Here is a 20,582-nt window from a genome sequence, read left to right on the forward strand (position 1 = left end):
CACGATACGCGTGAGCAAGTTGGATGCCAAGCCCCGCGCGTGTCTGTGTCCGCATGCCGCTGGCTATACTGGCCGCTGCTCCGGGGTGCACGGGTCGAAAGACCCGCGCTGAGATGGCCGCAAGGCCAAACCCGCGAACTTGATCCGGTTAGTACCGGCGAAAGAAGAGCGCACGCCACCAGGGCATGCACACCTCCCGCACCACCCCGCCCAGGGGTGAGTCGCGCGGGGCGCGTGGTCTGGCGGGCGGTCTCCGGAGCTTGACGCAGCCCCCCAACCGGAGACCCCGCCATGAACGCCCCCGACAAGATCCCCTTCGCCGCCCAGTTCGCCCGCAGCCGCGAGCCCTTCCCCGCCTCCCGCAAGATCCATGTGCCCGGCCAGCAGTCCGGCGTGCGCGTGCCCATGCGCGAGATCGCACTCACCAACGGCGAGCGCGTCGTGGTGTACGACACCTCGGGCCCCTATTCCGAACCGTCGGCCAGTATCGACGTGACGCGCGGGCTGCCCGATGTGCGCGGCGCGTGGATCGCGGCGCGCCGCGACACCGAAACCTACGCCGGCCGCGCGCGGCAGGCACTGGACGACGGCGTGAAGAACGAAGCCCGCCAGAACGACACCACCATCGAGCGCATCGAAGCGCTGCGCGCACAGGCCGCCGGCCTGCAGCGCGCGCCACGCCGCGCCAGGTCAGGCGCCAACGTGACGCAGATGCACTACGCGCGCCGCGGCATCGTCACGCCCGAGATGGAGTACGTGGCCGTGCGCGAGAACGGCCAACGCGAGTGGATGGACGAGTACCTGGGCGACACCGCTCGCGAGGCGCGCCTGCGCGGCAACCCCATGGGCGCGCGCATCCCGGACGTGATCACACCCGAGTTCGTGCGCGACGAGGTGGCGCGCGGGCGCGCCATCATCCCGGCCAACATCAACCACCCCGAGGTCGAGCCCATGGCGATCGGGCGCAACTTCCTGGTGAAGATCAACGCCAACATCGGCAACTCGGCGGTCACCTCCAGCATCGAGGAGGAAGTGGACAAGCTGGTGTGGGCGATCCGCTGGGGCGCGGACAACGTGATGGACCTCTCCACCGGCCGCAACATCCACACGACGCGCGACTGGATCGTGCGCAACAGCCCGGTGCCCATCGGCACGGTGCCGATCTACCAAGCACTGGAAAAAGTGGGCGGCGCGGCCGAAGACCTCACCTGGGCGATCTACCGCGACACGCTGATCGAGCAGGCCGAACAAGGCGTGGACTACTTCACCATCCACGCCGGCGTGCGCCTGGCCTTCATCCACCTCACGGCCCACCGGCGCACCGGCATCGTCTCGCGCGGCGGCTCGATCATGGCCAAGTGGTGCATCACCCACCACCAGGAGAGCTTTCTGTACACGCACTTCGACGAGATCTGCGAAATCATGAAGGCCTATGACGTGAGCTTCTCGCTCGGCGACGGCCTGCGCCCCGGCAGCGCTGCCGACGCGAACGACGAAGCGCAGTTCGCCGAACTCAGGACGCTGGGCGAACTCACGCAGACCGCGTGGAAGCACGACGTGCAGACCATGATCGAAGGGCCGGGCCACGTGCCCATGCACCTGATCCAGGCCAACATGGACGAGCAGCTCAAGCACTGCCACGAGGCACCGTTCTACACGCTGGGGCCGCTCACCATCGACATCGCGCCGGGCTACGACCACATCGCCAGCGCCATCGGCGCGGCCATGATCGGCTGGATGGGCACGGCCATGCTGTGCTACGTGACGCCCAAGGAACACCTGGGCCTGCCCGACCGCGACGACGTGAAGCAGGGCCTGATCGCGTACAAGATCGCTGCGCACGCGGCCGACATCGCCAAGGGCCACCCGGGTGCCCGCGCGCGCGACGACGCCATGAGCAAGGCGCGCTTCGAATTCCGCTGGCACGACCAGTTCAACCTCGGCCTGGACCCGGACACCGCACGCGACTTCCACGACGAAACCCTGCCCAAGGACAGCAGCAAGGAGGCGCACTTCTGCAGCATGTGCGGGCCGAAGTTCTGCTCGATGAAGATCACGCAGGACGTGCGGGACTTCGCCGAAAAGCAGGGCTTGAGCGAGGCCGAAGCCCTCGCCCGTGGCATGGAGGAAAAATCGGCCGAGTTCAAGGCCGCGGGCGGAGAGTTCTATGTGCCCGTGGAGTCGCTCTTGAGGAAAACCTGAGCCTTCTACACTCGCCGCCATGAACGACGACGACCTGCCCCTGCTGCACCCCACGCCACCCGGCCTGTACCGCCACTACAAGGGTGGCTGGTATGAAGTGCTGGACACCGTGCGCTGCAGCGAAACCCTGCAGGGCATGACGCTGTACCGCGCGCTGTACGGCGGCTGGGGCCTGTGGGTGCGGCCGGCGGCGATGTTCGCCGAGGTAGGTGTGTTCGAGGGTTGCGAGCAGCCGCGCTTCACGCCACACGACCCGGCGCAGGTGCCACTGGCCGACCTGGCCACCGCGCAGGCGCTGATCGTGCACCTGCGCGGCCTGGCACAACGGCGCGGCATCGATCTGGATGCCGCCCTGCGCCCGCCGCCACCCGAACCCGAGACCTGTTGCGGGCGTGGCTGCAACGGCTGCGTGTGGGAGGGCTACTACACCGCGCTGCACCACTGGCGCGAGGATGCGCTGGAGCGGGTGTTGGCAGCTTCGCGTTGAGCGCTCAGAACAGTTCCTGCTGCGCGCGCAAAGCCTGCGGCTTGAACTGCGAAGTGTCCAGCGGCTCGCGTTCCTGGTTGTAGCCAAGCCGCCGGCAGGCCTTGTCGAAGCGCTGCCGGATCAGGTCGGCCCAGATGCCGGCGCCCTTCATGCGCTGCGCGAAGTCTGCGTCGTAGTCCTTGCCGCCGCGCATCTCCTGCACGCGCGCCATCACGCGTGCCGCGCGGTCCGGGTAGTGCAGGTCCAGCCACTGGCGGAACATCGGGCCGAGTTCCCAGGGCAGGCGCAACACGGTGTAGAAGGCGCGGCTCGCGCCGGCTTCCCATGCGGCTTCGAGCACCTGTTCCATGTCTTCGTTGATGAAGGGAATCTGCGGCGCCACGCTCACACCCACCGGGATGCCGGCCTCGGCCAGGGTGCGGATGGTGCGCAGGCGTCGGTGCGGCGCTGCGGCGCGCGGCTCCAGGATGCGCGCGAGCTTCGCGTCCAGCGTGGTGACGGTGACGTACACCGCCGCCAGGCCTTGCGCCGCCATCGGCGCGAGCAGGTCGATGTCGCGTTCCACGCCGCTTCCCTTGGTGACGATGGCCAGCGGGTGCCGCGCCTCGGCCAGCACCTGGAGCACGTCGCGCATGAGCCGCAGCTCGCGCTCGACGGGCTGGTAGGCATCGGTCACGGTGCCGATGGCCAGCAGGCCGGGCACATGGCGCGGGCTGGCGAGTTCGCGCATGAGCACCGCGGCGATGTTGCGCTTGGCGATCAGTTTCGTCTCGAAGTCCAGCCCCGGTGAGAGGTTGAGGTAGCTGTGCGTGGGTCGCGCGTAGCAGTACACACACCCGTGCTCGCAGCCCCGGTAAGGGTTGAGCCCGAGGTGGAAGCCGATGTCGGGCGAGTCGTTCTTCGTGATCGCGCTCCTGCAGTCTTCCCAGGTGACCTCGGTGGCCGGGGGCGGCGCCTCGCCCTGCGCGAGGGCCCTTTGATCAAGCGCGCCCCAGCCGTCGTCGAAAGCTTCGCGCGCGTCGCGCAGAAAGCGGTGCGGCTGCGCGTGGCTGATGCCCCGGCCCTTGATGGCCTGAATGGGAATGTGGACGTTCGGCATGGATCGATCACTGTACACAAAAACAGTGCTAGAGTGCAGCGCTTCAGGAGGCTCCATGGCTATTTCTTCAGCGGCGGCCAGCACCGTCGACCCCATCGTGTCCGTGCGTGGCGTGAGCAAGACCTACGCGGGCGGTTTCCAGGCGCTCAAAAGCGTCGATCTCGACATACGCCGCGGCGAGATCTTCGCCCTGCTCGGCCCCAATGGCGCGGGCAAGACCACCCTCATCAGCATCGTCTGCGGCATCTCCAACGCCACCGAAGGCGTGGTGACCGCCGACGGCTTTGATACGGTGCGCGACTACCGCGCCGCGCGCGCGGCCATTGGCCTGGTGCCGCAGGAACTGCACACCGACGCCTTCGAGTCCGTGTGGGCCACGGTCAGCTTCAGCCGCGGCCTGTTCGGCAAGGCGCCCGACCCGGCCTACATCGAAAAGGTGCTGCGCGACCTCTCGCTCTGGGACAAGAAGGACAACAAGATCATGACGCTCTCGGGCGGCATGAAGCGGCGCGTGCTGATCGCCAAGGCCTTGTCGCACGAACCGAAGATCCTGTTCCTGGACGAACCCAGCGCGGGCGTGGATGTGGAGCTGCGGCACGACATGTGGCGCATGGTGCGCGAGCTGCGCGAGAACGGCACCACCATCATCCTCACCACCCACTACATCGAGGAGGCCGAGGACATGGCCGACCGCATCGGCGTCATCAACCACGGCGAACTGATCCTGGTGGAAGACAAGAACGTGCTGATGCGCAAGCTCGGCAAGAAGCAGCTCGCACTCAGCCTGCAGCAACCCATGGAGCGCGTGCCCGAGGCGCTCGCGCGCTGGCCGCTGGAACTCTCGGGCGGTGGCCACACCCTCACCTACACCTTCGACTCGCAGGAGGACGACAGCGGCATTCCCGACCTGCTGCGCGAACTCGCCGAACACAACATCGCCTTCAAGGACCTGCAGTCCAGCGAAAGCTCGCTCGAGGACATCTTCGTCAGCCTCGTGCGCAAACCCCAGGAGGCACGCGCATGAGCCGGCTCAACATCCATGGCATCAGGGCCATCTACCGCTTCGAGATGGCGCGCACCTTCCGCACCATCACCCAGAGCATCGTCGCACCGGTGCTCACCACCTCCCTGTATTTCATCGTCTTCGGCACCGCGATCGGCTCGCGCATGGGCAACATCGACGGCGTGACCTACGGCGCCTTCATCATCCCCGGCCTGGTCATGCTCTCGCTGCTGAGCGAAAGCATCTCCAACGCCTCGTTCGGCATCTACATGCCCAAGTGGTCGGGCACGATCTACGAACTGCTGTCGGCGCCGGTGTCCTGGATCGAGGTGCTGCTGGGCTATGTCGGCGCGGCGGCCACCAAGTCGGTCATGCTCGGCCTGCTCATCCTGCTGACCGCTCGCTTCTTCGTGCCGTACCACATCGAACACCCGGTCTGGATGGTGGGCTTCCTGCTGCTCACCGCAGTCACCTTCAGCCTGTTCGGTTTCATCATCGGCTTGTGGGCCGACAACTTCCAGAAACTGCAGGTGATCCCGCTGCTGGTGGTCACGCCCCTGACCTTTCTGGGCGGCGCGTTCTACTCCATCAACATGCTGCCGCCGCTGTGGCAGACGGTCTCGCTCGTCAACCCGGTGGTCTACCTCATCAGCGGCTTCCGCTGGGCCTTCTACGGCGTGGCCGATGTGCACATTGCCGTTAGCACCGGCATGACGCTGGTGTTCATGGCGGCTTGCCTGGGCTTCATCTGGTGGGTGTTCAAGACCGGGTACAAGCTGCGGCGCTGAACCACGGAAAGGACGCGCCATGCAACCCCGCATCACCGTCATCACCCTCGGCGTGGACGACCTCGAGCGCGCCATCGCCTTCTACCGCGATGGCCTGGGCTGGCCCACGCAGGGCATCATCGGCGCCGAATTCGAGAACGGCGCGGTCGCCTTCTTCAACCCGGGGCTGGCCGCACTGGGCTGAGCGCGCGCAGGGCCGTGGCTTCTCATGGCCGATTTTGCATCAACAGGGCATGCAGGCCCTGAGCGGCCGACGACAGCGAGCGGTCCGAGCGGCGCACCATGAACACCTGCCGCCTGAGCCCCGCGGAGCGCACCTTGCGCGCCAGCAGGCCGGGCAGGCGGAAGTGGAACAGGGTCAGTGAGGGCACGATGGTGATACCCAGGCCCGCCTGCACCATGCACGCCACCGTGCTGAGCTGCTCCAGCTCGAGCACCGTGCGCATGCGATTGGGATAGATCGCCGCCTCGACATACTGCCGCACGCTGCTCGACCGCGCCAGCTGGACAACGGGAAAGGCATGCAGTTCGCCCAGGCGAACAGGGCCATTGGCAGCGGCCAGCGCATGCCCCTCGGGGAACACGACGTGAAAGTCATCCGAACAGAAGCGTTCGGCACGAAGCTCGGCCGCCTCGGTACGGGAAGAGGCGAGCGCGAAGTCGGCCCGGCCCGAGCGCACCCGCTCCAGGCATTCGTCGGACAGCACGTCGGCCACGTCGAGTTCGATGCCCGGGTAGTCCCGATGAAAGCGCGCGAGCAAGGGCGGCAGCCAGCCCGCGGCCAGCGACGGCAGCACGGCCAGGGCCACGCGGCCCCGCCGGCGTGCCACGTGATCGCGCACGCCATCGATGGCCACGTCCGTGTCCTTGATCAGGCGAAGGGCGGCATCCAGAAACGCTTCGCCCTCCGCGGTGAGCTCCACATGCCGGGTGGTGCGCTCGAACAGGCGCCCGCCCAGGTTGTCCTCCAGAGAACGGATCAGCGCGGAGAAAGCGGGTTGCGACAGGTGGCACAGCGCGGCGGCGCGTGTGAAGTTCCGGTGTTCTGCCAGGGCGACGAAGGCGCGCAGTTCGCGGGTGGACAGATTGATCTGCATTGCGGATCAATATATATGATATTTGAGTTTCACAGATGATTGAGCGGCGCCTACAGTGCGCGGCATGGCAAGTACAACAGTGATTCATGTGGGTTCGGCCGCCGGCTTCTCCGGCGACCGAACCGACGCCGCGAGTGCGGTTGTCGATGCCCTGATCCGCATCGGCGGGCCGGCCTGCCTCATCTTCGAAACCCTGGCCGAACGCACGCTGGCGCTGGCCCAGCTGGCACGCCTGCAGGACCCGGAGGGTGGCTACGAACCGCTGCTGGACGATCTGATCCGGCCGATCCTCGAGCGCTGCCTGGCGCACCGCATTCCGATCGTGAGCAACTTCGGCGCCGCCAACCCGCGAGGCGCGGGCCTGCGCATCCAGGCGATCGCACGGGAACTCGGTCTGCGCGCGCCACGGGTCGCTGTCGTGCATGGCGACGACGTGGCGCAGCGGTTGGCGGGCACGCTGATGACACCCGCACTGCGGTCGCAGCTCGCCGGCCGCGCCATCATCAGCGCCAACGCCTACATCGGCGCGCAGGCGATCGCCGATGCGCTGCGGGCCGGCGCGGACGTGGTGGTGACGGGCCGGGTGGCCGACCCTTCCCTCGTGCTCGGGCCGGCGCTGGCGCACCACGGCTGGCCGATGGACGACTGGGACCGCATCGCCGGCGCCACCATGGCCGGGCATCTGCTGGAATGCGGCGCACAAGTCACCGGTGGCTACTACGCCGACCCCGGTGTGAAGGACGTGCCCGACCTCGCACGCGTGGGCTACCCGATCGCTGCCATCGAACACGACGGCAGCTGCACGGTCTTCAAGCCCGATGACACCGGTGGCGTGGTCGACGAGCACACGGTCAAGGAACAGCTGCTCTACGAAGTGCACGACCCCGCCGCCTACCTCACACCGGACGTGGTGGCCGACATCACCCAGGCCCGCGTCGGGCAGGTCGGCCCGGGCCGCGTTCGCCTCTCCGGGGTGCGTGGCCATGGCAGGCCGGACGCGTTGAAGGTGAACGTGTGCTTTGAAACCGGCTGGCTGGCCGAGGGCGAGATCTCCTACGCCGGCGCACGCGCGGAACACCGCGCGCGCCTGGCCGCCGACATCCTGACCCAGCGCCTGCATGGCATCGGCCCGCTGCGCATCGACCTCATCGGCGTGGCCAGCGTGCTGGCCGACGACCGAGGCCGCTGGCTGCACAACACCCCGGCCGGATCGGCCACCGATGTGCGCCTGCGCGTGGCCACGCGCCATGCCGACAAGGGAATGGCCACACGCCTGATGCGCGAGGTGAATGCGCTCTACACCTGCGGACCGGCCGGTGGAGGCGGTGTTCGAACGGCCCTGCGCCCCACGCTGGGCACCATTTCCTGCCCGCTGGACCGCGAGCACGCGCCCACGGGGTTTGACCTGCTGGAGGACACGGCACCATGAGCACCGCCCTCACCGTCCCCCTCTGGCGCGCCGCGCACGGCCGCACCGGCGACAAGGGCGACCGCTCCAACATCAGCGTGATCGCCTGGAGCGATGCGCTCTACCCCCTCATCGAAGCGCAGATCACGCCCGAGCGCGTGGCCGCGCACTTCCGTCACCGCGCCCCCACCCAGGTGGTGCGCCACCTCTTGCCCAACCTGCATGCGATGAACTTCGTGCTGGACGACGTGCTCGACGGCGGCGTGAACGACGCGCTGAACCTGGACAGCCACGGCAAGGCGCTGTCATTCCATTTGCTGGAACTCGAGCTCGAGATTCCCGCCCACCTGGTTTCCCATCTGCGCGGTCCCTCGGACTGAGGCAGTTTCCGTTTCCCATCCCCATCCAACAAGGAGACAGACATGACACACAGATTCACCCGCCGCCACGCCGCGGTCGCCATCGCCTCGGCACTCGCCTTGCCGGGCGCCATGGCCCAGGCCACGTCGTCAACCCAGCCCATCACCTTCGTGGTGCCGTTCGCCGCCGGCAGCGCCACCGACATTCTGGCGCGCGCGCTGGGCCAGTCGGTCAGCGAGCAGACCGGGCAGGCCGTGGTGGTGGACAACAAGGCCGGCGCCAGCGGCATGATCGCCGCGCAGGCGGTGGCCAAGGCGGCCAACGACGGCCACACGGTGATGATCACCACCAACACCACGCACGCGGCCAATCAGCACCTCTACAAGAAGCTGCCGTACGACGCGGTGAAGGACTTCACGCCCATCACCGGCATCGGCAAGGGCGGTCAGATCATGGTCGTGCGGGCCGACGCGCCGTACAAGAGCGTGGCCGACGTGCTGGCCGCCGCGAAACAGTCGCCCGGCAAGCTGTCGTTCGGCAGCGGCAGTTCGTCCAGCCGCGTCGCTGGCGAGCTGTTCCAGCAGATGGCCGACGTCAGGATCCTGCATGTGCCCTACCGCAGCAACCCGATGGCCATCACCGACCTGCTGGGCGGCCAGATCACCATGATGTTCACCGACGCCTCCACCGGCATGCCGCAGATCACCACCGGCAAGGTGCGCGCGCTGGGTGTGACCTCGGCCCGGCGCATGGCCGCGCTGCCCGACGTGCCCACGATCAGCGAAGCCGGGGTCAAAGGCTACGAGATGGGCTACTGGTTCGCGGCCTACACGCCGGCCGGCACGCCGGCTCCCGTGGTGGCCCGGCTCAACGGCCTGCTGCACAAGGCCATCGACAGCCAGCCGGTGCGACAGTTCTTCGCCAGCAGCGGTGGCGAGGTGTTCCCGACATCCTCCGCCGACCTGGCGAAATTCCAGGCCAGCGAGACCGAAATGTGGGGCCGGGTGATCAAGGCCGCAGGCATCGAGGCCGAATGACGGTGCAGGCCGACATGGCCTGACGGCGGCGGGCGTCGCGCCCTCGCCCGCCACCCTTCGGGTACGCTTGCCGCATGCCCGACCTTGACCGACTGCGCCTTCTCTGGGGGCGTCTGCACCAGACCCTGTGGTGGCGACCCGCGCTGTGGAGCGTGGGAGCCGTGGCGGTGGCCGTCGCGTCGGCCATTGCCGACCAGTGGGTGCCCGTGGACTGGCTGCCCCGGGTGAACGCCGACGTGGTGGACGATCTGCTGCGCATCATGGCGTCGAGCATGCTGGTGGTAAGCACCTTCGCCCTGTCGGTGCTGGCCAGCGCCTACGCCTCGGCCGCGAACGCCGGCACGCCGCGCGCCACCCGCCTCGTGGTGGCCGAGCCGCGTTCGCAGAAGGCGGTGGCGGTGTTCCTGGCGGCTTTCATCTTCTCGATGGTGGGCGTGATCGCCATGGGTGTGGGGCAGTACGGTCCGGCCGGCCGGCTCGTGCTGTTCGCCAGCGCGCTTGGCGTGCTGGCCTGGGTGATCGTCTCCTTCATGAGCTACATCGACGTGCTCTCGCGCATCGGGCAGGTGGCGCACACCATCGCCACGGTGGAACGCGCGGCCTGGCAGGCGCTGGAGCAGCATGCCCGGCAACCGCTGTCCGGCGCGCTGGCGGCCGAAGGCCCGCCGCAGGGTGCGTGGCCCGTGCATGCCACGCGCACCGGCCACGTGCAGTTCGTCGACGTCCAGGCCCTGCAGACCCTGGCAGAGGCACACGAGGCCCGCGTGCACGTGTCCGCCCGCCCGGGCGATCTTGTCCACCCGGCTGCGGCACTGGCGTGGCTGAGCGCATCCCCGGACGCGCCCGGACCACCCGGCGAGCCGCTGGCCAGCGCGGTGCGCGACGCCTTCGTCGTCGGGCCGGAACGCACCATCGAGCAGGACGCCGGCTACGGCCTGATCGTGCTGGCCGAGATCGCGCAGCGCGCGCTCTCGCCCGCGGTCAACGACCCCGGCACCGCCATCGCGGTCCTGGGCAGCCAGACCCGGCTGCTCGTGCGCACCCTGGCCACGCCGCCCGATCCGGATGCCGACCGGTTCCACCGCGTCAGCGCCGTGGCCGCGCCTCTCGAAGCCTTGGTGGTGCTGGCCTACGAACCGATTGCGCGCAACGGCCTGGACCACGACGAAGTCATCCACCAGTTGCTCCGGCATCTGGAAGCGCTCATGCTCAACGCGCCTCCCGGGGTGATCGACCAGGCGCGGGCGCTGGTGCGCAACACCCTGGCCCGGGCCGAACGCGCTGGCGCCGATGCGGTCGACCTGCAGGGCTGGCGGAAACTGGCGCGCGAGCTGGACCAGCAGGTGCCGATGGAAACACCGGATCGCACTGCGACAGGATGCCCATGACGCCTTTTGCCCACGCAGGCGTCGAGGCCCGGTTCGCCAACTACCCGCACCCGGCACGCCGCCAACTCATGGCACTGAGGGAACTGATTTTCCGCACCGCCGCGGACACCGAGGGGGTGGGCGAGATCGAGGAGACACTCAAATGGGGCGAACCGGCCTATGTCTCCCGGAGCAAGGCCGGCAGCACCGTTCGCCTGGACTGGAAGCCGAACGACCCCGGGCACTGCGCGATGTACTTCAACTGCCAGACCACGCTGGTGGACACGTTCAGGACCCTGTTTCCGCAGGAATTCCGTTTCGAAGGCAACCGGGCCCTGCTGCTCCCGGTCCAGGGCAGGATGCCGCAAGACGCGCTGGCGCTGTGCATTGCCGCCTCGCTCACCTACCACCTGCAGAAGCGGCGCGCGCGCGCCGCACCGCAGGCAGCAGCAAAGAAAAAGGCCTCAGCACCGAAGCGCTGAAGCCTTTTCACCTTTGCGGGACCTGGCGCGAAACCGGGTCCGCCGAGCCGGGCGTGGCTCAGTAGTTGCCGCGGCCGCCGCCGTAGCCGCCACCGCCGGAGCGGTCGCCACCACCGTAGCCGCCGGTGCGGGGAGGACGGGCCTCCATCGGACGGGCTTCGTTCACGGTGACGCTGCGGCCACCCAGGGACTGGCCGTTCATGCCGGAAATGGCGGCTTGCGCCTCGGCATCGCTGCCCATTTCGACAAAGCCGAAGCCCTTGGAACGACCGGTGTCGCGTTCCATCATCACCTTGGCGCTGGTGACGGAACCGAATTCGGAGAACGACTGTTGCAGATCTTCGTCGCGGACGGTGTACGGCAGGTTGCCGACATAAAGTTTGTTGCCCATGGGGGACTCCTCAAAAATGCAGAAACAAAGCGATGGGGTCCCGAAAGCACAACCAACCCGAAAGTGACGCCGTAGCGCGCGAAACTGACCATTCACCTGACTTGAACGCACGTCTTCTGACGCGCGAGGGTGGAGTATGCGCCACATTCGGTGGCTTCGTGCCCTTTGCGCTCACTTTTTCTGTCGCCCGGGTTTTCCCTTGCCGGCCGGTGGCCTGAGCAGCCCGCCCGCCTCATCCAGCCACAACAGCGTGTCCGCATGGGCCATGAAGCGGCGCAGATAGTCGGGCGAGAGCTCGCGCAGCAGGCCCAGGGAGCGCAGCACGAGCATGTGCGAATTGAGCGGGCCGGCGTTCTCGGGGCCTCGTTGCACCGCTTCGGTCACATCCTCCTCGGCACGGACACGGGCCCAGGTTTCACGGAAACCCTGCGCGCTCCTGAGTTCCCGCGTGGCGCCGGATGGCGTGCCGGTGGCCTGGGTGATGTGCAGATGGAGCCGGGCCAGGGGCGAAGGGTTCGGGATACCGGTGCCGGAGTGGGCCAGCCCTTCGACCCGCTCCGGACCAACGGTCGCGTGCGCAGCGCGCTGCAGCTTGCCTTGCAGCACCCGCTGCACCGCCGCAGGCGCGCCCTGCATGCGCCGGGTCAGGGCAGCGACGTAATGGGCGTGAACGGCCTGGGCGTCAGTCACGGCCGGACACCTTCGACGGCCGGGCCTGCGTGGCCCGGGGCACGGGCGCCATTTCCACGCGGCGATTGAGCGCCCTGCCCTGTTCTTCCACGTTGCTGGCCACGGGCTGTTCGGCGCCGAAGGCGGCGCTGAACACGCGCTCACGCGGCATGCCTTCCTGGATCAGGGCGCGCGTCACCGTCAGCGCGCGCTGCGCCGAAAGTTCCAGGTTGTCGGCAAAGCGCCGGTTGCCGGACTGCACCGGGCGGTCGTCGGTGAAACCGCTGACCATCAGCAGCTCGTCGCGCTCGCCCAGATAGACCTGCAGCGGCGGCACCAGGCTGCGCAGGATCTGCCGGCCTTCGGGGCGCAGTTCGTCCGAGTTGAGCGCGAACAGCACACTGCCGCTGATGCCGATGCGCCCGTTGGCCAGCGTGACGCGCCCGTTCTGCAGCGGAATGGCCAGTGCCTTCTCCAGCGCCATGCGGCGTTGCTCCTCCTGCTGGCGTTTCTGCACCTCGGCCTGCAGGCTGGCCACCAGGTCCATCTGCAGCACGAGCACGCCGATGAGGATGAGCACGAAGGCGCCCACGAGGCCCGACATGAGGTCGCCGAACACGGCCCACACGGGCGAGGTGGGGTCAGAGCCATCGTCGTCGCCCTGTCCGGCCAGGTCGAGGTGGCGGTCGTCCAGGCCGATCATCACGCGGCCTTTCTCTCGGCGGCCGGCGCGGTGCGCAGCCGGCGCAGGTCTTCCACGATGCCCTGTTGTGCACTGATGCTCAGGTCGATCACCTCGCGCGCCTGCGCCACGTAGTAGGCCAGCTGTTCGTCGCTGCGCGCGATGGACTGGCTGACGGCGCCCTCGATGCGCTGCAGGCTGTCGATGAGCTTCTCGTTCGTGCTGCTGAACAGCTGCACGCCATGGCCGAAGGCCTCGCCCAGGCTGGCGAGTTCGATCGCGCTGCCATGCACCTGCGCGGCCACGTCCTCGGCGCGCAGGGCCTGCGCGCCCACGGTCTCGGCGAACTGGCGGCCCACCTGGTCGAGCACGGCGCCGGCCGAGGTGACCAGCGTTTCGATGGCGGCGCGCTGTTCGCCCGTGGCCTGCTGCACGGACTGCAGCAGGGCGTCGATGTGGTGCATGAGCGTGGCACGTTCCTGCAACGCGGCGTTGTCGCGTTCGGTGAGCTGGCTCATGTCGCTGCGCAGTTGCGCGATCACTTCGGCCGCCGCCCGGGGCGCCTCGGCAGCGGTGTCCAGCAGGTGCTGCACGGCGGCCTGGCCGCGTGCGGCTTCCTCGCTGCGCAGGCTGGCCAGTTCGTCGCGCCATTGCGCGGCGGTGCGCTCCAGTGCCTGCAGCGCGGCCTGCTGCTGTGCCAGGGACTGCGCTCCGGCCTGCCGCCATTCGCCCTGCAACGTGGCGGCCAGGCTCTGCAGCGACTGGGTCCAGGCGGTCTGCTGCTGCTGCTCGGCGCTGCGCTGTTCGGTGTGCGAGCGGGTCAGGGTGTCCTGCACGCCGTCGACGAGCGCGGCGCAGCGCTGCTCGAAGGCGCCGGCAAAGGCGTCGAACCGTTCGGTCACGCCGGCCATCCGGGCTTGCACGGTCTCGCTGGTGCGCTCCTGCAGGCGGCTGGCTTCCTCCGCCACGGCGGCCATGGCCTGCGTCACCACCGGCTGCAGGCTCTCGCCCGCCGCGCGGGCGCTGGCAGCAAGGCTGTCTTTCAGCGAGCGTTCCACCGAGGCGGCCAGGCCGCTGTAGGCCTCGCTGGCCTCGCGGTGGAACCGGGCCTGCCGCTCCAGCATCTGCTCGTCAAGCTGCTGGCCGCGGCGCTCGATCTGTTCCATCAGCGCCTGCAGCTGGTGGGCCACGGCCGGCAGGGCGCCGGCCTGCTGCTGCAGTGCGGTGAAGGTGGCCTGGCGCTGGTGCGCGAGCGAGAACGGGTGGAACACGGTGGCGGTCAAGGCGTCGAGCTGGCGCACCACGGCCGTGCGCTCGCGCCGGCTGAGGGCGGCCATGAGGCCGAGCATGGCCGAGGTGGCCACGCCCACCACCGAGGTGCCGAAGGCCAGGCCCAGCCCCTTGATCGGCGTGGCCAGCGCGGCACGGATCGCCTGCAGGTCGGCCGAACCTTCGAGCGTGAACAGCACGCCCTTGAAGGTGACGACCATGCCCAGGAACGTGCCCAGCATGCCCAGCATCACCAGCAAGCCGATGAGGTAGGGCGTGAGCGCCAGGCCCGGCAAGGCGCCGCGGCCTTCCTCGATGCGCTGGCGCAGCGCGTGGCGCAGCGCGGGCGGCACGCTGCGCGCGAGCCAGTCGCCCAGGCTGTCCAGCGGCTGCGGCACACGGGCCAGCGCCTCGGCCAGCGACGCGGTGGTCTGGCGAAAGCGCCGGACCTCCTGCGCGCCCAGCAGGTAGACGCCGCCGATGAGCACCGTCATGGCCAGGGCGGTGCCGCTGGTGCCGACGAAACCCACACCCACCCAGCCGATGGCAAGCAGGCCCAGGACGAAGGCGAGGATCAGGAACAGGCGGTGGGCGGTGGGACTGTCGTTCATGGAAGGCATTCAGTTCATGGCGGGTGCGGCGTCCAGCGCCTCGACCAGGCCCAGCAGGGGCTGCAGCCGCAGGTCCAGCTCGGCCAGCAGGGTCTGCTGGATTTCGTGTTCAAAAAGGGGCGGCCAGTCATCGGGGTGCGACTGGCGCAGTTGTTCGAAGCGCGCCTTGAGCCAGGCCGGCACACCGGCCAGCAGCTTCTGCTCGCGCCCGCCGAGCATCTGGTCCAGCGTGGCGTCGAGCGTGGCGAGCTGCGCCAGCCGGGGGGATGCCTGGGTCAGGGTGCGGCGCAGGTGATCGCGCAGCGCGTCGATGGCCATTTCCATGCGGCGCTGCTGGTCCAGGCAGCGCTGGTGGTGAGGAGCGAACTCCGCGTCGTCCGCGGTGATGGCGAGCGCGGGTGGCGCGGCGATGGCGCGACTCAGCGTGTCGCGCACCCGTTCCAGCGCGGCCCGTGCCTCGCCCGCACCGGCGCTGGACGTGCGCCGCGCCACTTTCACGCCCGGCAGCGACTGGAGCGCCGCATGCAGCGCGATGGCATCGGCCACGTTGAGCCACTGGCCCAGGCGCTCGGCGATGTCCTGCCGGGGGGCTTGCGCCGGGGCCGGCAGCCAGGCCGCCAGCTGGCGCACCAGCGCGGTTTGGTTGAAGTTGCTGCGCAAGAAAACGTTCCTGAGCGCCCTTGCGGGCGCTGTTCGACATCCAGTGTGTGGGTCCGCCCGGTCAGCACCTGCCCGGGCAGGTGGGTGTCACAGCACCAGCACCGCCCGGAAGTCGTTCACGTTCGTGTGCGTCGGCCCGGTGATGACCAGGTCGCCTATCGGCTCGAAGAAGCCGTAGGCATCGTTGCGGGCCAGGTGGTCGGTGACCTTCAGTCCCTTTGCGCCGGCCCGGGCCAGTGTGTCGGGCGTGACCAGCGCACCCGCATTGTCCTCCACCCCGTCGATGCCGTCCGTGTCGGCCGCGAGGGCCCAGACGCCACCCTGCCCGCCCAGCGCCTGCGCCAGGCCGAGGCAGAACTCGCCCGCGCGCCCGCCACGGCCCCGGGGCTGGCCCTCGGCGCGGGGTCGCACGGTGACGGTGGTCTCGCCGCCGCTGAGGATGACGCAGGGTTTCGGAAAGCTGCTGCGGCCCAGCGCGGTCGATCGCGCCAGGGCGGCGTGCACCTTGCCGACCTCGCGCGACTCGCCCTCGATCTCGTCGCTCAGCACCACCACATTCAGGCCCAGCGCGCGCGCGGCCTCGGCGGCCGCCTCCAGGCTTTGCTGCGGCGTGGCGATGAGCTCCACCGCATGGCCCTGCAGGCGCGGGTCGCCGGGCTTGGGGGTTTCGAGCGTGCCGCTCTCCAGCTGTTTTCGCACGGCGGCGGGCACGTCAATGTGGTAGCGGCGCAGGATGTCCAGCGCCTCGGCGCAGGTGGAGGCATCGGCCACGGTGGGGCCGCTGGCGATCACGCTCACGTCGTCGCCCGGCACGTCGCTGATGGTCAGCGTGACCACGCGCGCGGGCGCGCAGGCCGCGGCGAGACGCCCGCCCTTGATGGCGGAGAGGTGCTTGCGCACGGTGTTCATTTCACCGATGTGCGCGCCGCTCTCCAGCAGCTGGCGGTTGATGCGCTGCTTGTCTTCCAGCGTGAGGCCTTCGCAGGGCAAGGTGAGCAGGGCCGAGCCGCCGCCGGAGATGAGGCACAGCACCAGGTCGTCGGCCGTGAGCCCTTGCGTGAGCTGCAGGATGCGCTGTGCCGCTTCCAGCCCGGCCGCGTCGGGCACCGGGTGCGAGGCTTCCACCACCTCGATGCGCTGCGCCAGGCCTTCGGGCCGGGGCGGCGTGTGGTGGTAGCGCGTGACGACCAGACCCGAGAGCGGCGCGTCGGCCGGCCACAGCGCCTCCACCGCCTGCGCCATGGCGCCACCGGCCTTGCCGGCGCCGAGCACCAGGGTGCGGCCCTTCGGTGGCTTCGGCAGGCTGGCGGCGGTGTTGTGCAGGGGCAGTGCACGCTGCACCGCCACGTCGTAGAGGTGGCGCAGCAGGGCGCGGGGGTCTTGCAGGCTGGGGGCGGGGGTCGGCTGGAGCATGGGGGGAGAGTTTAGTGCCGGGGGCAGCCCTCTCCCCTGCCCTCTCCCAGGGGGAGAGGGAGTGAAGACACGTCAGGCCTGCGGATCCGGGGCGATGGGGTGATTCGCCATCATTTCCAGGCTGCGGCAGAGCGCGGAATGGTCCAGCCCGGCCATGCCGTGCGCGGCGCAGCTCTGCATCAGCTGGGCCGCACTGGCGGTGTGCGGCAGGCTCACGCCCAGTTCCTTCGCTCCCTGCAGCGCCAGGTTCAGGTCCTTCTGGTGCAGCTCGATGCGGAAACCCGGGTTGAAGCTGCGCCGGACCATGCGCTCGCCATGCACTTCGAGGATGCGGCTGGCGGCAAAGCCGCCCATGAGCGCCTGCCGCACCCTGGCCGGGTCGGCGCCGGCCTTGCTGGCGAACAGCAGGGCCTCGGCCACGGCCTCGATGTTGAGCGCGACGATGATCTGGTTGGCCACCTTGGTGGTCTGGCCGTCGCCATTGCCTCCGACGAGCGTGATGTTCTTTCCCATGGCGTCGAACAGCGGCCGGGCGCGGTCGAACGCGGCGGGCGCCCCGCCCACCATGATGGTCAGGCTGGCGGCCTTGGCGCCCACCTCGCCGCCGCTGACGGGCGCGTCGAGGTAGTCGCAGCCGAGTGCGTTGATCTTCTGCGCGAAGGCCTTGGTGGCCGTGGGGCTGATCGAGCTCATGTCGATCACCAGCTTGCCTTTGCCGAGCCCCTTGGCCACGCCGGTCTCGCCGAACAGCACGTCCTCCACATGCGGCGTGTCCGGCACCATGCAGATGACGATGTCGGCGCGCCGCGCGACTTCGGTGGCGTTGGTGCAGACCGTGGCGCCCTGCTCGGCAAAGGCCGCCGGGATCTTGCCGCGGCTGGCCACGAAGAGCCGGTGGCCGGCCTTGAGCAGGTTCAGCGCCATGGGCGCGCCCATGATGCCCAGGCCGATGAAGCCAACCTGGAGTCCGTTCTTGTCCGTCATGCGGGCACTCCTTCGCGTGTCTGCAGCTTCTGGCCGTGCGCGGCCACCCAGGCCAGCCCCCGGTCGGTGCCGCCGGGGCCGCCGTCGCGCGGCTTGTATTCGCAGCCGATGTGGCCGCGGTAGCCGGCCTCGTCGATGGCATCGAACACGTGGCGGTAGTGGATCTCGCCCGTGCCCGGCTCGTGACGGCCGGGCGTGTCGGCCAGCTGCATGTGGGCGATGCGCGGCAACAGGGCCTGGATGGTGTTGATCAACTCGCCCTCCATGCGCTGCGCGTGGTAGATGTCGTACTGCAGGAACAGGTTGTCCGAGCCGACCTCGTCCATCAGCGCGATGGCCTGGCGCGGGCGGTTGACGAAGAAGCCCGGCATGTCGAAGTGGTTGATGGGTTCGAGCAGCAGGCGCACACCCTGCTGCTTCGCGGCGTCGGCGGCGAAGCGCAGGTTGCTCACCAGCGTGGCGCGCGCCTGCGCCTCGCTCACGCCCGCGGGCGGAATGCCGGCCATGCAATGCAGGTGGGGCGTGCCCAGCGCGGTCGCATAGGCCAGCCCTGTCGCCACGGCGGCGCGGAACGCGTCCTCGCGCCCGGGCAGCGAAGCCATGCCGCGCTCACCGCCCGCCCAGTCGCCGGGCGGCATGTTGTGCAGCACCAGCTGCAGCTGGTGTTCCCGCAGGCGCTGCGCGATCTCGGCGGGCTGGAAGTCGTAGGGAAACAGGAACTCGACCGACTGGAAGCCGGCGCGCGCGGCGGCGCCGAAGCGGTCAAGGAAGGGCAGCTCGTTCCAGAGCATGGAGAGATTGGCGGCGAATTGCGGCATGTGATGTGTCCTCGTCTTGTTCTTGATGAATCAGTCCAGCAGACCAACCGTTTCGAGACCCTGCGGCGCGCGGCAGTCGATCGCCTCGAATTCGTTGATCTTGTCGATCTCGGTGCCCATGGCGATGTTGGTGACGCGTTCCAGTATGCATTCCACCACCACCGGCACGCGGTGCCGGGCGGCCAGTTGCTGCGCCTCGCGCAGGGCGCCCTGCAGCTTCGCCGGATCGGTCACGCGCAGGGCCTTGCAGCCCAGGCCCTCGACCACGGCGACGTGGTCCACGCCGTAGCCGCGCAGGCCCTCCGTGTCCGCCGCCATGTTCTGGTTGTCGAACGCGAGCTGCACGCAGTAGTCCATGTCGAAGCCGCGCTGGCTCTGGCGGATGAGCCCGAGGTAGGCGTTGTTCACCAGCACGTGCACGTAGGGCAGGTTGAACTGCGCGCCCACCGCGAGTTCCTCGATCAGGAACTGGAAGTCGTAGTCGCCCGAGAGCGCGACGACGTTCTTCGTCGGATCGGACGCGACCACGCCCAGCGCGGCCGGCAGCGTCCAGCCCAGCGGGCCGGCCTGGCCGCAGTTGATCCACTGGCGCGGGCCGTAGACGTGCAGGAACTGCGCGCCCGCGATCTGCGACAGGCCGATGGTGCTCACATAGATCGTGTCGCGGCCGAAGACGGCGTTCATCTCCTCGTAGACGCGGTGCGGCTTCATCGGGATCTGCTCGAAGTGCGTCTGGCGCAGCATGCTGCGCTTGCGCTCGGCGCAGCGGCCGGCCCAGCTGGCGTAGCTCGGCCAGTGGCCCGCAGCCTTGCGCTCGCGTGCCACCTGCACGAACAGTTCGAGCGCGGCCTTGGCGTCGGAGACGATGCCGAAGTCCGGTTCGAACACACGGCCGATCTGCGTCGGCTCGATGTCCACGTGCACGAACTTCCGGCCCCTGGTGTAGGTCTCGACCGAGCCGGTGTGGCGGTTGGCCCAGCGGTTGCCGATGCCGAGCACGAAGTCGCTCGCGAGCAGGGTCGCGTTGCCGTAGCGGTGGCTGGTCTGCAGGCCGACCATGCCGGCCATCAGCGGGTGGTCGTCGGGGATGGTGCCCCAGCCCATGAGCGTGGGAATCACCGGCACGCCGCTGAGTTCGGCGAACTCCACCAGCAGGTCGGCCGCGTCGGCGTTGATGATGCCGCCGCCGGCCACGATCAGCGGCTTGGTGGACGCGGCCAGCATGTCCAGCGCCTTCTCCACCTGCTTGCGGCTCGCAGCCGGCCTGTAGACCGGCAGCGGCTCGTAGGTGTCGGGGTCGAACTCGATCTCGGCCATCTGCACGTCGAACGGCAGGTCGATCAGCACCGGGCCGGGGCGGCCCGATCGCATGAGGTGGAAGGCCTGCTGGAACACGCGCGGCACCAGCGCGGGCTCGCGCACTGTCACCGCCCACTTGGTGACCGGCTTGGCGATGCTCTCGATGTCCACCGCCTGGAAGTCTTCCTTGTAGAGGCGCGCGCGCGGCGCCTGGCCGGTGACGCAGAGGATGGGGATGGAATCGGCCTGCGCCGAGTACAGGCCGGTGATCATGTCGGTACCCGCCGGGCCGCTGGTGCCGATGCACAGGCCGATGTTGCCGGCGCGCGCGCGGGTGTAGCCCTCGGCCATGTGCGAGGCCGCTTCCACGTGGCGCGCCAGGATGTGGCCGATGCTGCCGCGCTGGCGCATGGCCGCGTAGAACGGGTTGATGGCGGCGCCGGGCACGCCGAAGGC

The 20,582-nt window shown here is 69.1% G+C and carries 20 protein-coding genes, 2 pseudogenes and 1 riboswitch; of the genes and pseudogenes, 11 read left to right on the top strand and 11 right to left on the bottom strand.

Annotated features, from left to right (window positions below):
* Nucleotides 1–71: 71 nt before the first annotated feature.
* A riboswitch (TPP riboswitch) is annotated at nucleotides 72–183 on the top strand.
* A 108-nt stretch (nucleotides 184–291) separates the two neighbouring features.
* From thiC to K5880_RS17325, 3 genes and pseudogenes are all read left to right on the top strand, one after another.
* Nucleotides 292–2,202: a phosphomethylpyrimidine synthase ThiC gene (gene thiC / locus K5880_RS17315; protein ID WP_297655135.1), complete on the top strand. Its 1,911-nt coding sequence runs from the start codon at nucleotides 292–294 to the stop codon at nucleotides 2,200–2,202.
* Nucleotides 2,203–2,221: 19 nt separating this feature from the next.
* Nucleotides 2,222–2,443: pseudogene (locus tag K5880_RS17320) on the top strand (DUF1653 domain-containing protein); the annotation flags it as partial.
* A gap of 54 nt (nucleotides 2,444–2,497) precedes the next feature.
* On the top strand, nucleotides 2,498–2,689 hold the full coding sequence (locus tag K5880_RS17325) for an oxidoreductase-like domain-containing protein (RefSeq protein ID WP_297655203.1): 192 nt from the start codon (nucleotides 2,498–2,500) through the stop codon (nucleotides 2,687–2,689).
* A gap of 4 nt (nucleotides 2,690–2,693) precedes the next feature.
* On the opposite strand, the gene K5880_RS17330 is transcribed toward K5880_RS17325, so the two are convergent.
* On the bottom strand, nucleotides 2,694–3,788 hold the full coding sequence (locus tag K5880_RS17330; RefSeq protein ID WP_297655138.1) for a PA0069 family radical SAM protein: 1,095 nt from the start codon (nucleotides 3,786–3,788) through the stop codon (nucleotides 2,694–2,696).
* 55 nt (nucleotides 3,789–3,843) lie between these two features.
* Here K5880_RS17330 and K5880_RS17335 point away from each other — a divergent pair, with 55 nt between their 5' ends.
* The 3 genes and pseudogenes from K5880_RS17335 to K5880_RS17345 form a co-directional block, all read left to right on the top strand.
* Nucleotides 3,844–4,812, top strand: a complete 969-nt coding sequence (locus tag K5880_RS17335) for an ABC transporter ATP-binding protein (RefSeq protein WP_297655141.1) — start codon at nucleotides 3,844–3,846, stop codon at nucleotides 4,810–4,812.
* Nucleotides 4,809–5,579, top strand: a complete 771-nt coding sequence (locus tag K5880_RS17340; RefSeq protein WP_297655144.1) for an ABC transporter permease — start codon at nucleotides 4,809–4,811, stop codon at nucleotides 5,577–5,579. The genes K5880_RS17335 and K5880_RS17340 overlap by 4 nt, the downstream gene beginning before the upstream one ends.
* A gap of 19 nt (nucleotides 5,580–5,598) precedes the next feature.
* A pseudogene (locus K5880_RS17345) lies at nucleotides 5,599–5,739 on the top strand (VOC family protein); the annotation flags it as partial.
* A gap of 46 nt (nucleotides 5,740–5,785) precedes the next feature.
* On the opposite strand, the gene K5880_RS17350 reads toward K5880_RS17345, so the two are convergent.
* Nucleotides 5,786–6,676, bottom strand: coding sequence for a LysR family transcriptional regulator (locus tag K5880_RS17350; RefSeq protein ID WP_297655147.1), 891 nt, complete (start codon nucleotides 6,674–6,676; stop codon nucleotides 5,786–5,788).
* Nucleotides 6,677–6,740: 64 nt separating this feature from the next.
* Between K5880_RS17350 and K5880_RS17355 the strand changes: the two genes are divergently transcribed.
* The 5 genes from K5880_RS17355 (at nucleotide 6,741) to K5880_RS17375 (ending at nucleotide 11,330) form a co-directional block, all read left to right on the top strand.
* Nucleotides 6,741–8,105, top strand: coding sequence for an acyclic terpene utilization AtuA family protein (locus K5880_RS17355; protein WP_297655150.1), 1,365 nt, complete (start codon nucleotides 6,741–6,743; stop codon nucleotides 8,103–8,105).
* Complete coding sequence (locus K5880_RS17360; protein WP_297655153.1) at nucleotides 8,102–8,464, top strand: hypothetical protein; 363 nt, start codon at nucleotides 8,102–8,104, stop codon at nucleotides 8,462–8,464. Before K5880_RS17355 ends, K5880_RS17360 begins: the two co-directional genes overlap by 4 nt.
* 42 nt (nucleotides 8,465–8,506) lie before the next feature.
* Complete coding sequence (locus tag K5880_RS17365; protein WP_297655156.1) at nucleotides 8,507–9,481, top strand: tripartite tricarboxylate transporter substrate binding protein; 975 nt, start codon at nucleotides 8,507–8,509, stop codon at nucleotides 9,479–9,481.
* 74 nt (nucleotides 9,482–9,555) lie between these two features.
* Nucleotides 9,556–10,869 carry a DUF2254 family protein gene (locus tag K5880_RS17370; RefSeq protein WP_297655159.1) on the top strand — a complete coding sequence of 438 codons (1,314 nt, stop codon included), beginning with the start codon at nucleotides 9,556–9,558 and terminating at the stop codon, nucleotides 10,867–10,869.
* The gene (locus K5880_RS17375) at nucleotides 10,866–11,330 is read left to right on the top strand and encodes a DUF1801 domain-containing protein (protein ID WP_297655162.1); all 465 of its coding nucleotides are present in this window, start codon (nucleotides 10,866–10,868) and stop codon (nucleotides 11,328–11,330) included. The genes K5880_RS17370 and K5880_RS17375 overlap by 4 nt, the downstream gene beginning before the upstream one ends.
* Before the next feature lie 58 nt (nucleotides 11,331–11,388).
* Here the strand turns inward: K5880_RS17375 and K5880_RS17380 are convergent, their stop codons facing one another.
* From K5880_RS17380 to gcl, 9 genes are all read right to left on the bottom strand, one after another.
* Complete coding sequence (locus K5880_RS17380; RefSeq protein WP_297655165.1) at nucleotides 11,389–11,721, bottom strand: RNA-binding protein; 333 nt, start codon at nucleotides 11,719–11,721, stop codon at nucleotides 11,389–11,391.
* A gap of 171 nt (nucleotides 11,722–11,892) precedes the next feature.
* Nucleotides 11,893–12,411, bottom strand: a complete 519-nt coding sequence (locus K5880_RS17385; RefSeq protein ID WP_297655168.1) for a DUF2894 domain-containing protein — start codon at nucleotides 12,409–12,411, stop codon at nucleotides 11,893–11,895.
* A complete protein-coding gene (locus tag K5880_RS17390; RefSeq protein ID WP_297655206.1) occupies nucleotides 12,404–13,093 on the bottom strand; it encodes an OmpA family protein in 690 nt (229 codons plus the stop codon). Before K5880_RS17390 ends, K5880_RS17385 begins: the two co-directional genes overlap by 8 nt.
* Nucleotides 13,093–14,952 (bottom strand): hypothetical protein, encoded by a 1,860-nt coding sequence (locus K5880_RS17395; RefSeq protein WP_297655171.1) that lies wholly within the window; start codon nucleotides 14,950–14,952, stop codon nucleotides 13,093–13,095. The genes K5880_RS17390 and K5880_RS17395 overlap by 1 nt, the downstream gene beginning before the upstream one ends.
* Nucleotides 14,953–14,961: 9 nt before the next feature.
* The gene (locus K5880_RS17400) at nucleotides 14,962–15,612 is read right to left on the bottom strand and encodes a DUF3348 family protein (RefSeq protein WP_297655174.1); all 651 of its coding nucleotides are present in this window, start codon (nucleotides 15,610–15,612) and stop codon (nucleotides 14,962–14,964) included.
* A gap of 87 nt (nucleotides 15,613–15,699) precedes the next feature.
* Complete coding sequence (locus tag K5880_RS17405) at nucleotides 15,700–17,025, bottom strand: glycerate kinase (RefSeq protein ID WP_297655177.1); 1,326 nt, start codon at nucleotides 17,023–17,025, stop codon at nucleotides 15,700–15,702.
* Between the two features lie 72 nt (nucleotides 17,026–17,097).
* Complete coding sequence (locus tag K5880_RS17410) at nucleotides 17,098–18,009, bottom strand: 2-hydroxy-3-oxopropionate reductase (protein ID WP_297655181.1); 912 nt, start codon at nucleotides 18,007–18,009, stop codon at nucleotides 17,098–17,100.
* The gene (otnI, locus tag K5880_RS17415) at nucleotides 18,006–18,827 is read right to left on the bottom strand and encodes a 2-oxo-tetronate isomerase (RefSeq protein ID WP_297655184.1); all 822 of its coding nucleotides are present in this window, start codon (nucleotides 18,825–18,827) and stop codon (nucleotides 18,006–18,008) included. Before otnI ends, K5880_RS17410 begins: the two co-directional genes overlap by 4 nt.
* 30 nt (nucleotides 18,828–18,857) lie before the next feature.
* Nucleotides 18,858–20,582: glyoxylate carboligase (gcl, locus tag K5880_RS17420; protein ID WP_297655187.1), on the bottom strand; the 1,725-nt coding region annotated here is incomplete at its 5' end.

The sequence above is a fragment of the Hydrogenophaga sp. genome, assembly GCF_025699295.1.
Taxonomy (GTDB): domain Bacteria; phylum Pseudomonadota; class Gammaproteobacteria; order Burkholderiales; family Burkholderiaceae_C; genus Hydrogenophaga.